The sequence below is a fragment of the Neisseria sp. P0009.S010 genome, from assembly GCF_051958545.1.
GTDB classification, from domain to species: domain Bacteria; phylum Pseudomonadota; class Gammaproteobacteria; order Burkholderiales; family Neisseriaceae; genus Neisseria; species Neisseria subflava_A.
Genome location: NZ_JBQCVH010000001.1, coordinates 194,039 through 206,888, shown reverse-complemented (window position 1 = coordinate 206,888; position 12,850 = coordinate 194,039). Strand labels below are relative to the sequence as shown.

Below are 12,850 nucleotides of genomic sequence, written 5' to 3'. Positions count from 1 at the left end.
AGCGAAAATCAAATAGTTGGGCATTATAGCTGATTTTTAAGGGTTTGTGAGGTTGGGAACAAATCAAAAGGCCGTCTGAAAAAGTTTTCAGACGGCCTTTGACTCACTCTACACGCCGTAGCCTGATTTGTTTGACTGCAAATTCCGTCTGCCGCTTGGGATGATGTGTAAAAAACAATTTATTTGAAATCGTCTCCGCTTTTTTCGGTACAACAGCCAAAATCTTACCTGCCAAATTTCCCTCACGAGTTTTCCAAGCATCCAAAAACTGCGCCCTGCTCATGGAAACATGACCCAGCGACGGGTCGGCAAGCAAAACCGTATTGCCGTCTATACCGCGCAATACCGAAAAATGATCGTCCTTGCGGTATTTCAAATACACGATGACGGGGATTTTCAACTTCGCGAGCTGCTCGAAAGACAGGGCATAGCCTTTCGCCTCAAAACCCAAATCGGGCATGATGCGCTGCATATCCTCAAACGACGCGCGCATTTGCTCCTTATCCAGTTTTTTCAACACTTCTTCCTCCGTCAGCTTTTGCCCGTAAAAATTGTTCAAAAGCGTCGCCACCGAAGCCGCCCCGCAGGAAAAATCCAAATCCTGTTTTACAATATTGAAATCGCGCCTCTCTTTCCAACTTTGCACTTTGATTTTTCCGTAAACAACAGGATTATCGTTAAACATAGGTGCAGCATTCAGAAGACCGGATAAAGAAACGGCAATCGGCACTGACAGACAAATACGTTTTAATATCATCATACCTTCTAAAGATATATGTAAGAGGTCGTCTGAAAAAGCTTTCAGACGACCTCTTACATAATTATTCTTAATAGTATAAATAGTAAGGGATATAACAGGTATTAGGGGCAAACCATGTTGCACCATGACCTACTGCCCTTACCGCTTCTTAGACAGTCTTTTTACGAATACCATCATCAGGATTGTCCAAAAAAAATATTTGATAAATATATTGCAAGATATTTTATTCCAATTTCATCCGAAACAGAAACTAATATATTTTTAATTAATACATAGCCGATTATTACATTTATTATTCCTATAATATATAAGGATATTCCCAAAATTTTTTTTGATTTTATTTTAGGCATATCTTTTATCCATACTAAAATACAGCCCAATGTCGAAAAGAAAATAACAGGAAACACTACCTTACCTCCTCTTACTTCCAACCAAACCGATAGCAGGCTTGGTTGGAAATTGGTTTATTTATTTATAAACATTATTTCCATATCTTCCGATATAAAAAAAATACTTATCAAACTTCTCAAAATTAAGTTCTATTTTTTCTATATTATTCAAATCAGTATTATCTCCTATGATACGGAGAACTACATTTCCTAACAGGCAAAGATTATGAACTACATGAACCAGTTCGGTGGAAGGTGTATATACACCTTGCAACTTAATATTATTTTTTTGTGCATTTTTTACCTGTAAATTAAATTTTTTGGAATTTTCTTCGTAGGAAAGAATCGTCCCTTCCGGAAAAATGACTGTCCTGCACAGTAATTTGTCCGCATTATTATAATGCAGCGTATTTTTTGAAAAAAATAATTTATTATTTGGAAATTTTCTTATAATTTCAGAGCTTGACCAACGGCTATTTTTTTAAAAAAGAAATCTGCTCGTTATTAGTACTATCAATTTCAACTTCAATTATCATCACCACCCCTCATAAAATACACAATATGATTGGGCAATTATTGCCCAAGCCCGCAACAAATTCTAATTATTTTGGAGTCTTAGCCAATTGGCGTCCATAAAAAATATGAGCCCTCGAACTACTGGGGTAGCATATCTTGCAGCAACAAAAGTACCTATCCTAGTTAAATACCCAAGTGCCACCAACGGCGCCATGGCCCCTTCAGCCTCCTTCATCTCCTTCTGAGAAAGCTCCGCCAACTGCATAGGCGTATCTGCCTGCGTGTGGAACACTTGGCTTTCAAATGTCTGATTGTCGAAGCTGTTTGCCATTGCGGGAGCAATCATCGTCAGAATCATCATGGCTGCGGTGATTTGTTTTTTTCATAACAAATTCTTGGGGAGGAGATAATGTTCCATCAAAATCCTCCTAAAAGGCTGCCTGAAATTTCCAAGCAGCCTTTTTTGTTTGCTTATTAATCGGATAGTGCGACAAATATAAAGTAGGCGGCAATAATTGCCGTAACGGCAGCCATAACTGTTTTATTTTCTTTATCAAACCAAAGCGAGTTTAGAAACATGGCCATCAAGAAATATGATGGTTTTTCAGTTTTTCCGCTGCTTTCTTGAATTAGAAGATAAAATATAAATATGGCAGTTATACTGATTGCTGTTTTTATTAAAATATATTTATTTTTCATCATCTTGTATGATTTTCAATGCAAGTCTCAACAATAAAATTCGAAATAAAATAGAGAGATGTTGATATATCAGATAAATACACAAAACAATCAAGAAAACTATTGGCGGCATGTATAATCTTGAATTTCGTTTTTTGATGAAATTAAAATAATGAAATATATACTTACCATTATAATGGAAGTTTTAGCCTCCTGATTGCAGTATTTCAAATCCAAGATAAATATTAAAAAATTATTAAAATTAAATGATTAAATTGTTTTAATAGCCATATCGATTAGCTTATTATTCAAATATCTTATTTAATTTTATTTATTATTTCCCCAACTTTTTCGGCAATAAATAACAAAAAATAGCATAATAAGATAACAGAACAGGAAAATAAAAATAAATCTTTCATTATCTTAGTAATAAAATTCCAAAGATTTTCCTTATTTCCATCAATAATAAAAATTATCAGGTCATGAATAAAGAATACTGCAAAGAAAATACTTCCTGCCGTTAGAGATATTTTTAATCTGCTTATTTTCCCTTCGCTATATTTACCTGATAAATAGCCTAAAAAAGCTGCAATCAAATCATCCATTTTAAAAATTTCTGTAAAAACAGGTAATGTCTTTAATTCATTACCTGCTTGTTATGATTTATCTACGCCATACGCGATTTGCACCATTGTTGGCAAGTGTGCTATTTACTCTCCATATGTTTGCTCCTGCATTTGTCAGGCTGGGAATAAATTTGACTCCTCCACTGGCAATTGCCCCCGCAGTACCAAATGATGCGTCAATGACAGCACCTGTTGCTACGTTATCTGCAAATTTGGCATTGTCCCATTTGTAATGACCTTGATAGACGCCCCATGCATATAGCCGGCACCTCCCCATATGCCTCCTACGATACCACCGGCTACCCAAGGAGCAACAGCCCCCTCAGTGTCTTTCATTTCCTGCGGCGATAGTTCCGCCAACTACATCGGCGCATCTGCCTGCGTGTGGAACACTTGGTTTTCAAATACCTGATTTTCCATGCTGTTTGCCATCGCCGGAGCGGCAATCATCGTTAGAATCATCATGGCTGCGGTAATTTGTTTTCTCATAACAACTCCTTTGGATTACAACGTTGGAAAATCAAAAACTGCTGAAAATGTATGCTGTACGCCCAATTTCAGTTCGGAACTGGTTTGCCCTGAAACGTTGAAACGTGCGGATGCGTTTAAAGCCGTGGTTTTGGTGAAACCGAAACCTGCACCGAGATGGGCGTAGATGGATGTATTTCCGGAGCATTCCCGTTCGCCGTCCAGTCGGTCGGGCTTCCTGCCCAGCCATTGGATGTCGCCCGTGAGGCTGATCCTGTAGTTGGCGGCAAATGAGATGTTGAAGTTGAGCAGCCAATAGTTGCCCGATATGAAAAAGCTGCCCTCCCTTTTTCTCTCAAGCGATGGCTGCAGATAACGCCACAAATAATCAAGCAAAAATAGATTTAGTCAAAAAGGTTTACCTGACCAAAGTGGATTTAGGCTCTGAACACAATCGTGTTACCACGCCTGAACTACAAAAAATTATCCGACAATTCAATAAATTCGACACAAATATCCGTAAGCAACCCGATATGGAGATGGGATGTGACATGCCGATACATTACTACTTGGGTTTTGGTCAGGATCATCCTGACAACTTCCATAAAACTTTGCAAGTCAAGGTCACTTCTCCCCATACCGTCCGGGCAACATTTAAACAATTTGACGGCCATAGGGTCGGTGCAGATTTCACGTTGAAATGTACAGAAAACCGTTGTTTGATAGATGATTTTAAGATGATTGGCGATCAAACCGGCATCAAAACCGATTACAAACTTGTTTTGCGCAAACAAAAATGTGAGTGAGCCGACAAAACAAAAGGGCTGCCCAAACAAATGGAGCAGCCCTTTGATTTTGAAATCAAGGTCGTGAAGGATGCGGATTTAAGCGGACAGGCGGCAAATTAGGTTTTCCGTATTGGGAAACGGCTTGTCTGTCTGAAGCCACTTTTCCTGACTGCATGACGCCGCTATCGTTGCGTATTGGATGTGCGGCATACTCGTCTTGATTTAATTGTGAAACTTCTTCATTGACTTCATGCTCTGCCACAAGTTCATACTCATTATCGTATGCCTTACTCTTGCCAAGCCGAACTTCCCCTCCCGCCATAGCGGATACGGAAAACGCGGATAACATGATGATTATGCCGATTTTTCTCTGCATAATATTCTCCTTTTCTCAAATATTGCTTCTTTATCATTTCTTTAATTCATGCCATAAAAGCAAGTTCAAACAAAACCAGTTTATCTGATTCCATTTATAGAGGCTATTTAAACACAAAACCTGCATCAATACATATCCGTTATTAGAAGTTTATTTTCCATATAAACAAGGCCGTCTGAAAAAATCCTAAAAACCGAGTACAATCCGCCGCATGAAAAAACGTACCAATCCCCTACCCCTTTTAAACGGTGTCAAACCCAGCTACTTGGTTTTACCGCATGAAAAGCAGTTTTACGGCTTGCCGCTGCTGCATTTTTTATGCGCTCATTTTCCCTTTGTCGGCGAAGAAAACTGGCGGCGGCGGCTGAACAGCGGTTTTGTGGTGGGTGCGGATGGCGTGCCGTTTGATGAAAATACCTTGTTCGAACCCGGCAAGACGATGTTTTATTACCGTGAAACCAGCCGTGAGAGCGAGCCGCGTATTCCGTTTGAAGAAAAGATTTTGCATATTGACGAGCATTTGATTGTAGTGGACAAACCGCATTTTCTGCCCGTCATCCCCAGCGGCAGGTTTTTGCGGGAAACCTTGCTCACGCGCCTGCGTCTGCGGCCGGAATTGCAGCATTTGAATGTTGAAGACATTACGCCGATTCATCGCTTGGACAAAGATACGGCAGGCGTTATGCTGCTTTCGCTCAACCCTGCCACGCGTCGTGGTTATCAGACCATGTTCCAAGAAAAAACCGTCCGAAAAACCTATGAAGCGGTGGCGCCGACGCGGACGGATTTGGACTATCCGCTGGATATTTCGTCACGAATGGAACGCGGCGAAAAATTCTTTCTCACGCGGGAAACGGAAGGCGAACCCAATGCCCACACGACCATCGAGCTTATCGAAAACCGCGGTGCATTCAGCCTCTACCGCCTCACGCCGCATACAGGAAAGAAACACCAGCTGCGCGTGCATATGATGAGTTTGAATATGCCGCTGATGAACGATGCGCTTTACCCTACCCCATTGGCGGCCGGTGATGAAGACTACGACAAACCTTTAAAACTTCTGGCTAAAAAAATAGAGTTTACCGATCCTGTCAGCGGAGAAATCCGCGTATTTGAAAGCAGCTTTACGCTTTAAATTATCCAATCCAATGAAAAAGGCCGTCTGAAATTTTTCAGACGGCCTTTTTGTCACAGAATCATTCGATTAGTGATGAATGCAGCTGCACTCTTTGTTCATATCAATCACCATACGGCCGGTAATTTTACCTTCGCGCATTTCTTGGAAGATGGCAGGCGCTTCATCCAAAGCACGCAATTCGACTTTAGGCACAACCAAACCTTCTGCGCCGAATTGGAATGCTTCTTCCAAATCTTTGCGGGTACCGACCAGAGAGCCGACCACTTCGATGCCGTCCAATACCAAACGTGGGATAGACAAGTCCATAGACTCAGGTGGCAAGCCGACTGCAACGACACGGCCGCCGGCGCGGACACAATTAACGCCTGAATTGAACGCTGCAGCGGATACGGCTGTTACCACGGCTGCGTGTGCGCCGCCGGTTTTTTCTTGGATGACTTGAGCCGCATCTTCTTTGGCGGCATTGATTACCAAATCAGCGCCGGTTTCTTTGGCAAAAGCCAGTTTGTCATCGTTGACGTCAATGGCAACAACGTGCGCGCCAAACACTTTTTTCGCGTATTGAACCGCCAAGTTGCCCAAACCGCCTGCGCCGTAAATCGCAATCCATTGACCCGGACGAACGCCGGAAACTTTAATCGCTTTATAAGTGGTCACACCGGCACAAGTAATGCTCGAAGCTTGCGCAGGATCCAAGCCCTCAGGGACTTTGACCGCGTAATCGGCACTCACGATACAGTGGGTCGCCATGCCGCCGTCGGCAGTATAGCCTGCGTTCAATACAGAGCGGCACAAGGTTTCGCGGCCGGTATTGCAATATTCGCAAGAACCGCAGCTTTGGAACAGCCATGCGATGCTGACACGGTCGCCGACTTTCAGATTTTTCACACCGTCGGCAACTTCTTTAACCAAACCGATGCCTTCGTGTCCCAACACGCGACCCGGTTTGTCGCCGTAATCGCCTGCCGCAACGTGCAAGTCGGTGTGGCACACGCCGCAACACTCGACTTCCACCAACGCCTCGCCATATTCCAGCGGACGCAGTTCGCGTTCAACAACTTCTACATCACCTGCTACATCTTTATTTACTACCACAGCATGCATTTTCATGAGAGAGTCTCCTAGGGTGTTGAAAAACTGTTTAGCTATGAATGAGAATACTCCCCATATCCGAAGCCGTCAACCCATAATCTTTTTAAAAACAAATAGTTATAATGTTATATCATAACAGGATCTATTTAAGCCGTATAAATCTTTAAATACATTAACAAATGCAATTTCATTTCAATCAAATCCTTTATTTTTCAGACGGCCTGCTACATGAAACAACATTGCAAACGTAAATTTTGAGAACATTCTCATTTTTAGTACTTGAACTTAAAAAGAAAAAAGCATAAGCTGTTTTTATGGCGCAGAAACACGCCTTCCCACTCATTAAGGAGACAGCATTATGGCAAAAGATTTAAATGTGTTTGATAAAGAATATGGTCTTTTAATCAACGGCGAATGGACGAAAGGTAGCGAAGGCAAACTTTTATCCTCTTACAACCCTGCTAATGGCGATGAGTTGGCCAAGTTCACAGACGCAACCGATGCTGATGTCGATGCTGCCGTAGCCGCTGCACAAGAAGCGTTCAAAACATGGCGTAAAACCACGACTACCGAACGCGCGGCCATTTTGAACAAAATCGCCGATGTAATTGACGAAAACGCCGAATTGTTCGCCCTGCAAGAAACCTTGGACAACGGCAAACCGATCCGCGAAACTCGCGCCGCCGACGTACCATTGGCTTCCGACCATTTCCGCTATTTCGCCAGCGTGATCCGCGGCGAAGAAGGCACTGCGACCCAGCTTGACGCCGAAGACCTGTCCATCGTTTTGCGCGAACCGATCGGCGTTGTCGGCCAAATCATTCCTTGGAACTTTCCATTCTTGATGGCCGCATGGAAAATCGCTCCGGCATTGGCCGCAGGTTGTACCATCGTCATCCACCCTTCTTCCAGCACTTCATTGAGCCTGTTGTCCCTCGCTCAAAAAATCAACCACCTGCTGCCTAAAGGCGTGTTGAACGTGATTACCGGCCGCGGTTCCAAATCCGGCGAATACATGCTGCACCACAAAGGCTTCAACAAACTGGCCTTTACCGGCTCAACCGAAGTCGGCCGTCGCGTCGGCATCGCCGCTGCCGAATTACTGATTCCGTCCACTTTGGAGTTGGGCGGCAAATCCGCCAACATCTTCTTCGACGATATGCCTTTCGACAAAGCCCTCGAAGGCGCGCAAAAAGGTATTTTGTTCAACCAAGGCCAAGTTTGCTGCGCCGGTTCTCGTATCTTCGTTCAGGAAGGTATTTACGATAAATTCGTCAATGCCTTGGCGGAAGAGTTCAAAAAAATCAAAGTCGGCCTGCCTTGGGAAGACGACACCCAAATGGGTTCGCAAGTCAATGCCGGTCAACTCGAGACCATTTTGAAATACGTCAAAATCGGCGAACAAGAAGGTTGCCGCATCATTACCGGCGGTAAAAAAATCGAAGGCGAATTGGGCAAAGGCGAATTTGTCGAGCCTACTTTGATTGAGGCCAGCAGCAACGAAGCCCGTGTTGCCCAAGAAGAAATCTTCGGCCCTGTTGCCACCGTGATTAAATTCAAAACCGAAGAAGAAGTCATCAAAATGGCCAACAACAGCGAATACGGCTTGGGCGGCGCAGTTTGGAGTACCGACATCAACCGCTGCCTGCGCGTTTCCAATGCATTGGAAACCGGCCGCGTTTGGGTAAACTGCTACAACCGCCTGCCTGCCGGTGCACCGTTTGGCGGCTACAAAACTTCAGGTATCGGCCGCGAAACCCACAAAATGATGCTCGCCGCCTACACCCAAGTGAAAAACATCTACATCAGCACCCGTGAAGAACGCGAAGGCTTCTATTAATCCGCCGTTCCACATTAATCTGATTTAGAAAATATAAAGGCCGTCTGAAACCTGTTTCAGACGGCCTTGTTTTATTCTGTTTCTCAATAAAGCTTCATATCTTTCTCAAAAAAAGCCCCATTACTTTCTCTCCGGCCACCGCCAGCAAGGCTCCGGCCACAACCACCATGGCACCCACATAGCTGACGAGATTCATATCCGAAGCGGCAAAATAATCGGGGGCGAGATGATGGCCGATGGTGGAAAATATCATGGTAAATACAGGTATCAGCGTGGTAACGATACTGACTTTTGAAGCGTCCCAATGGTTGAGCGCTTCACCGAATGAACCGTAGCCGATCAGCGTGTTCAGGCAGCAATAGATAAAGCAGCCCCATAAAAACGGATTGCCGATATGGGCGATTTGCGACGGTTCGGCAAACGGCAGGAAAACAAAGCTGCTGCAAAAATAAATCATGAGCAGGATTTGTTGCGAATTGAAATGTTTGGACAGAAGTTTTTGCGCCACGCCGTAGCACACCCAAATCATGCTGCCCGAAGCCGCCATCATCACGCCGACCGCGTAGCTGCCCAAGCTGAAAAGTTCGCCGAATTTATCGTTGAAAAACATGACCAAACCCGTCAGCAAAAGCATCAAGCCGATTTTTTGCCAATGCGTAAAGGCTTCTTTAAACACGCCAACGCCGACCAAAATCATGGTAAAGGGCGAGAGTTGCCACAACACCTGCGTGGTTGTCGGCGAAATATAGTGCAAACCCATGGCAACGAGCACAAAGTTGGCGGAAATGCCGACAATACCCAGCACCAATAAAAATAAGGTTTGCTTGGAAAATTCAGACGGCCTCGGCAGCTTGCCGGTCAGTCCCAACAACGCAAACAACACCAGCGACGCCACTAAAAAGCGTATCCACACCAGCGTGGGCGCATCGACGGCTTTTAAGGCCTGTTGCGCCGCTACCGGCAGCGAGCCCCAAGTCATGGTGGCAAGCAGCGCCAATGAAAAGCCGAGCCAAGTTTTTTGTTTCTTCATTTTTCAGACGGCCTTTATTTACGCGGCTTCCCAGTAGTCGATATAAAGCTGCAATTCGAGATTATTCCGCCATTCGTTGGCAACGGGACGGTACACTGTACGGATGTATTCGGGAATGTCTTCGCTGCAACGCCAGAACATGGCTTCAAATTCGTAGCCGTCTTTTTGCAGCCAGACTTTTTTATGTTTGCCCTCCGCGCCCAGAGGCTGCTGGCGGACAACGTGAAATTCATCGGTAAAACTCGGCGGCGCGAAGCCCTGCCCCCAAACGTGTCGGGCAAGGTTTTGCGCCTGTTCCAGCGTAATGTCGCGTGCGGGCAGGCTGCCGTCGGTGATGAAGGTTTGCGACAAATCGTCTTCGCACACCATCTCGCGTACGGCTTCTTCAAAGGCCGTCTGAAACGCAGGAATATTGTGTTCGAGTATGCTCAAACCCGCCGCCATTGCGTGTCCGCCGAATTTCAAAATCAAATCGGGATGGCGTTTGGATACCAAGTCCAAAGCATCGCGCAGGTGCAAATTGGGAATGGAGCGTCCCGAACCGCGCACTTCGCCGTTGTCGGCAGGCGCAAATACGATGGTCGGACGATAAAAACGGTCTTTGAGGCGGCTGGCAACAATGCCGACCACGCCTTGATGGAAGTCGTCGCGATACGCCACCAACGTCGTCTGACCTGAAGGCAGGGTTTCAGGAAAAGCATTCAGCGCGTCTTGCAGCATAGACTGCTCGATTTCGCGGCGCTCGATATTGAGGTTGTTTAACTGAGCCGCCAGTTCCTGCGCCTCGGTGTCATCTCGCGCCAACAGACAGGCAATGCCGACCGACATATCGTCCAGCCGTCCGGCCGCGTTGATGCGCGGTCCCAACGCAAAGCCCATATCAAACGGCTGAGCCTTGCGCCAATCTCGTCGCGCCACGTCAAACAAGGCGCGGATGCCGGGGCGCATTTTGCCCAAACGCATCCGTTTCAACCCTTGAGACACGAGGATACGGTTGTTGTGGTCTAGAGTGACGACGTCGGCGACGGTACCGAGTGCGACCAAATCCAAAAGGTCGCCCAGATTCGGCTCTTTCAGGCCGTCTGAAAAATAATTGCGGCGGCGCAGCTCGGCACGCAAAGCCATCAATACATAAAAAATTACTCCCACGCCCGCCAAGCTTTTACTTTGGAAACCGCAGCCTTTTTGGTTTGGATTGACGATGATGCAGTCGGGCACGGTCTCGGCAGGCAGATGGTGGTCGGTCACAATCACATCCAAACCCAACTCCTGCGCACGCGCCACGCCTGCAATGCTGGCGATACCGTTATCCACCGTCACCAACAAATCCACACCTTGCTCGGCAGCGAGTTCGGCGAGTTCGGGCGTTAAGCCGTAGCCGTGTTCAAAGCGGTTGGGCACGAGAAAATCCACTTTCGCCCCCATCGCCGCCAAACCGCTCATACCGACGGAACACGCCGTTGCGCCGTCGGCATCATAGTCGGCGACAATCAGGATTTTTTCCTGACGCTCAATCGCATCCGCCAAACGTCCGGCGGCGGCTTCACAGTTTGTCAGCGATTGATACGGCAAAAGCGCAGCAAGCTTGTCGTCCAACTCGGCCGGACTTTGCACATCACGCGCAGCACACAGCCGCGCAATCAAAGGATCGGTACCGGCAGTGAGCAAGTCGTTGAAAACAGTCGGATTAATGGAACGTGTTTGAATTTTGACGGACATAGTGTGTGGGATTAAATAGAGAAAAAATTAATTTTTTGAAACATTTATTTTAAGGAGGAGGCCGTCTGAAACCTGCAATCCGTTTTCAGACGGCCTTGGATATTATTTGCGTGAAGCATCGATAATTTCACTGACTACGACATATGAGCCTGCTATCACTGCGCCGACTGCGTCCAAAGCCAATGTAAATGGCGTTTTCAGGATATTCCCCGTCAACTTCCAAACGTCGGTGCTTTTTTTGGTTTCCGTATAATAAATTCTGACCGGGACGGCAGTGTCAAAACGGCGGTCTTCGGCAACATTTTTCGGCGTCGCATAATAATGACCTTCGGTAGAAATACACCGTGTGTAGACAGTTTTACCATCGAGTTCAACCGGCTTGAACGCCAACTGTTTTAACTTGGCAATCTCGGCAGCTTTTTGAGTATCGTAACGCAGGCAGAAATTCGAGCGAAAAGTTTGCGCTTCAGGAGATTTCAATTCAACCGGCAAAGCCTCATACACCTGTTTTGGGTTTTGCTGAACCATTTGAAAGCGTTTACTCAGCTTAGCGCCCAAAACTGCCTTCAACTTGGCCGAATCTTTAGGATTAACGACAAACCAATATTTTTTGCCCATCATGACCAAGCTGCCTGTTTCCAGTTGCGTATTGTCTTGGGCAACCACGCCAAATGCTTGAATATTGTCTTTAGCGACGGTTTTTTCGGTTGTGGTTTGATGGAAAGGGCTATTTCTTTCCCAAAGATCGGTAGTACATCCATTGAGGGTCAATACACCAACCAGCAAGGCGATTGCAGAGTGGCGAAATTTCATGGTCATCCTCCTTCGGTATTACGATACAGGCCGTCTGAAAACCGCAATCCGTTTTCAGACGGCCTTAAGGTTTATTCTTCCCAATCCTTCCCTTCTTCTGAAACGTCGGATTGACCGGCCTCCATCACTGCTTTAATTTCTTGGAACAACGCGCGGAAGTTTTTCGGCGGTTTGTTTTGTTCCTGCTCTTTTTTGGTGTTGCGGATCAAGGTACGCAATTTGCCGGCGTCGGCTTGCGGAAAATCGGCCATAAATTGGGTAATCGCGCCATCGTCTGCCAACAGTCGTGTACGCGCCTGCTCGACACGTTGCAAAAAGGCATTATGTGCCGTATTGTCGCCGCGCAGTTTGGCCAAATAAGCTTCGATGGGCGCAGGGTCGGTATCGCGCATCAGGCGGCCGATAAATTGGGCTTGGCGTTTGAGCGCGCTGTTGGACGTGATTTTTTTATAGGTGGCAATGGCTTCGAACAGCTCTTCGTCCAAGCCGATTTTTTTCAGCGTATCGCTGGAGAGCTTGGTCAATTCCATACCCAAAGCCTGCAAATCGTTCATCTGCTTTTTCATTTGGGTTTTGCTGACCCATTCGTCTTCTTGTTCAAACATTGTGTTTCCCTG

At 45.9% G+C, this 12,850-nt stretch carries 13 protein-coding genes and 3 pseudogenes; 3 read left to right on the top strand and 13 right to left on the bottom strand.

Annotated elements, in window-relative coordinates:
- Positions 1-103: 103 nt before the first annotated feature.
- The 7 genes and pseudogenes from ACTHSN_RS00935 to ACTHSN_RS00905 form a co-directional block, all read right to left on the bottom strand.
- Positions 104-760 carry a C39 family peptidase gene (locus tag ACTHSN_RS00935; protein ID WP_070461513.1) on the bottom strand — a complete coding sequence of 219 codons (657 nt, stop codon included), beginning with the start codon at positions 758-760 and terminating at the stop codon, positions 104-106.
- Positions 761-898: 138 nt separating this feature from the next.
- Positions 899-1,167 (bottom strand): annotated as a pseudogene (locus ACTHSN_RS00930) (hypothetical protein).
- Between the two features lie 580 nt (positions 1,168-1,747).
- Positions 1,748-2,026 (bottom strand): hypothetical protein, encoded by a 279-nt coding sequence (locus tag ACTHSN_RS00925; protein WP_070461415.1) that lies wholly within the window; start codon positions 2,024-2,026, stop codon positions 1,748-1,750.
- A gap of 113 nt (positions 2,027-2,139) precedes the next feature.
- On the bottom strand, positions 2,140-2,367 hold the full coding sequence (locus ACTHSN_RS00920) for a hypothetical protein (RefSeq protein WP_070461414.1): 228 nt from the start codon (positions 2,365-2,367) through the stop codon (positions 2,140-2,142).
- Positions 2,368-2,660: 293 nt separating this feature from the next.
- The gene (locus ACTHSN_RS00915; protein ID WP_070461413.1) at positions 2,661-2,948 is read right to left on the bottom strand and encodes a hypothetical protein; all 288 of its coding nucleotides are present in this window, start codon (positions 2,946-2,948) and stop codon (positions 2,661-2,663) included.
- Between the two features lie 267 nt (positions 2,949-3,215).
- Positions 3,216-3,458 (bottom strand): annotated as a pseudogene (locus ACTHSN_RS00910) (class IIb bacteriocin, lactobin A/cerein 7B family); the annotation flags it as partial.
- Positions 3,459-3,473: 15 nt separating this feature from the next.
- Positions 3,474-3,770: pseudogene (locus tag ACTHSN_RS00905) on the bottom strand (hypothetical protein); the annotation flags it as partial.
- Positions 3,771-3,799: 29 nt separating this feature from the next.
- Here ACTHSN_RS00905 and ACTHSN_RS00900 point away from each other — a divergent pair.
- Complete coding sequence (locus ACTHSN_RS00900) at positions 3,800-4,243, top strand: hypothetical protein (protein ID WP_225905490.1); 444 nt, start codon at positions 3,800-3,802, stop codon at positions 4,241-4,243.
- A 55-nt stretch (positions 4,244-4,298) separates the two neighbouring features.
- On the opposite strand, the gene ACTHSN_RS00895 is transcribed toward ACTHSN_RS00900, so the two are convergent.
- Positions 4,299-4,601 carry a hypothetical protein gene (locus ACTHSN_RS00895; protein WP_107768832.1) on the bottom strand — a complete coding sequence of 101 codons (303 nt, stop codon included), beginning with the start codon at positions 4,599-4,601 and terminating at the stop codon, positions 4,299-4,301.
- Between the two features lie 211 nt (positions 4,602-4,812).
- Here ACTHSN_RS00895 and ACTHSN_RS00890 point away from each other — a divergent pair, with 211 nt between their 5' ends.
- Positions 4,813-5,736: an RluA family pseudouridine synthase gene (locus ACTHSN_RS00890; protein ID WP_107768833.1), complete on the top strand. Its 924-nt coding sequence runs from the start codon at positions 4,813-4,815 to the stop codon at positions 5,734-5,736.
- 69 nt (positions 5,737-5,805) lie between these two features.
- Here the strand turns inward: ACTHSN_RS00890 and adhP are convergent, their stop codons facing one another.
- Positions 5,806-6,849 carry an alcohol dehydrogenase AdhP gene (gene adhP / locus ACTHSN_RS00885; RefSeq protein WP_199900394.1) on the bottom strand — a complete coding sequence of 348 codons (1,044 nt, stop codon included), beginning with the start codon at positions 6,847-6,849 and terminating at the stop codon, positions 5,806-5,808.
- Between the two features lie 340 nt (positions 6,850-7,189).
- Here adhP and ACTHSN_RS00880 point away from each other — a divergent pair, with 340 nt between their 5' ends.
- Complete coding sequence (locus ACTHSN_RS00880) at positions 7,190-8,671, top strand: aldehyde dehydrogenase family protein (RefSeq protein WP_070461409.1); 1,482 nt, start codon at positions 7,190-7,192, stop codon at positions 8,669-8,671.
- A gap of 94 nt (positions 8,672-8,765) precedes the next feature.
- Here ACTHSN_RS00880 and ACTHSN_RS00875 read toward each other — a convergent pair whose 3' ends face one another.
- The 4 genes from ACTHSN_RS00875 to yjgA all read right to left on the bottom strand — a co-directional run bounded on the left by ACTHSN_RS00875 (position 8,766) and on the right by yjgA (position 12,838).
- Positions 8,766-9,701 (bottom strand): DMT family transporter, encoded by a 936-nt coding sequence (locus tag ACTHSN_RS00875; protein ID WP_070461408.1) that lies wholly within the window; start codon positions 9,699-9,701, stop codon positions 8,766-8,768.
- 18 nt (positions 9,702-9,719) lie between these two features.
- Positions 9,720-11,420 (bottom strand): single-stranded-DNA-specific exonuclease RecJ, encoded by a 1,701-nt coding sequence (recJ, locus tag ACTHSN_RS00870; RefSeq protein WP_070461407.1) that lies wholly within the window; start codon positions 11,418-11,420, stop codon positions 9,720-9,722.
- 102 nt (positions 11,421-11,522) lie between these two features.
- Complete coding sequence (locus ACTHSN_RS00865) at positions 11,523-12,233, bottom strand: hypothetical protein (protein WP_070607903.1); 711 nt, start codon at positions 12,231-12,233, stop codon at positions 11,523-11,525.
- 71 nt (positions 12,234-12,304) lie between these two features.
- Positions 12,305-12,838, bottom strand: coding sequence for a ribosome biogenesis factor YjgA (yjgA, locus tag ACTHSN_RS00860; protein WP_070461406.1), 534 nt, complete (start codon positions 12,836-12,838; stop codon positions 12,305-12,307).
- Positions 12,839-12,850 lie beyond the last annotated feature (12 nt).

Coding starts and splice junctions, on each gene's coding strand:
- ACTHSN_RS00935 (WP_070461513.1), bottom strand. CDS start 760: ATGATGATATTAAAACGTATTTGTCTGTCAGTGCCGATTGCCGTTTCT.
- ACTHSN_RS00925 (WP_070461415.1), bottom strand. CDS start 2,026: ATGATGATTCTGACGATGATTGCTCCCGCAATGGCAAACAGCTTCGAC.
- ACTHSN_RS00920 (WP_070461414.1), bottom strand. CDS start 2,367: ATGATGAAAAATAAATATATTTTAATAAAAACAGCAATCAGTATAACT.
- ACTHSN_RS00915 (WP_070461413.1), bottom strand. CDS start 2,948: ATGGATGATTTGATTGCAGCTTTTTTAGGCTATTTATCAGGTAAATAT.
- ACTHSN_RS00900 (WP_225905490.1), top strand. CDS start 3,800: ATGGCTGCAGATAACGCCACAAATAATCAAGCAAAAATAGATTTAGTC.
- ACTHSN_RS00895 (WP_107768832.1), bottom strand. CDS start 4,601: ATGCAGAGAAAAATCGGCATAATCATCATGTTATCCGCGTTTTCCGTA.
- ACTHSN_RS00890 (WP_107768833.1), top strand. CDS start 4,813: ATGAAAAAACGTACCAATCCCCTACCCCTTTTAAACGGTGTCAAACCC.
- adhP (WP_199900394.1), bottom strand. CDS start 6,849: ATGAAAATGCATGCTGTGGTAGTAAATAAAGATGTAGCAGGTGATGTA.
- ACTHSN_RS00880 (WP_070461409.1), top strand. CDS start 7,190: ATGGCAAAAGATTTAAATGTGTTTGATAAAGAATATGGTCTTTTAATC.
- ACTHSN_RS00875 (WP_070461408.1), bottom strand. CDS start 9,701: ATGAAGAAACAAAAAACTTGGCTCGGCTTTTCATTGGCGCTGCTTGCC.
- recJ (WP_070461407.1), bottom strand. CDS start 11,420: ATGTCCGTCAAAATTCAAACACGTTCCATTAATCCGACTGTTTTCAAC.
- ACTHSN_RS00865 (WP_070607903.1), bottom strand. CDS start 12,233: ATGAAATTTCGCCACTCTGCAATCGCCTTGCTGGTTGGTGTATTGACC.
- yjgA (WP_070461406.1), bottom strand. CDS start 12,838: ATGTTTGAACAAGAAGACGAATGGGTCAGCAAAACCCAAATGAAAAAG.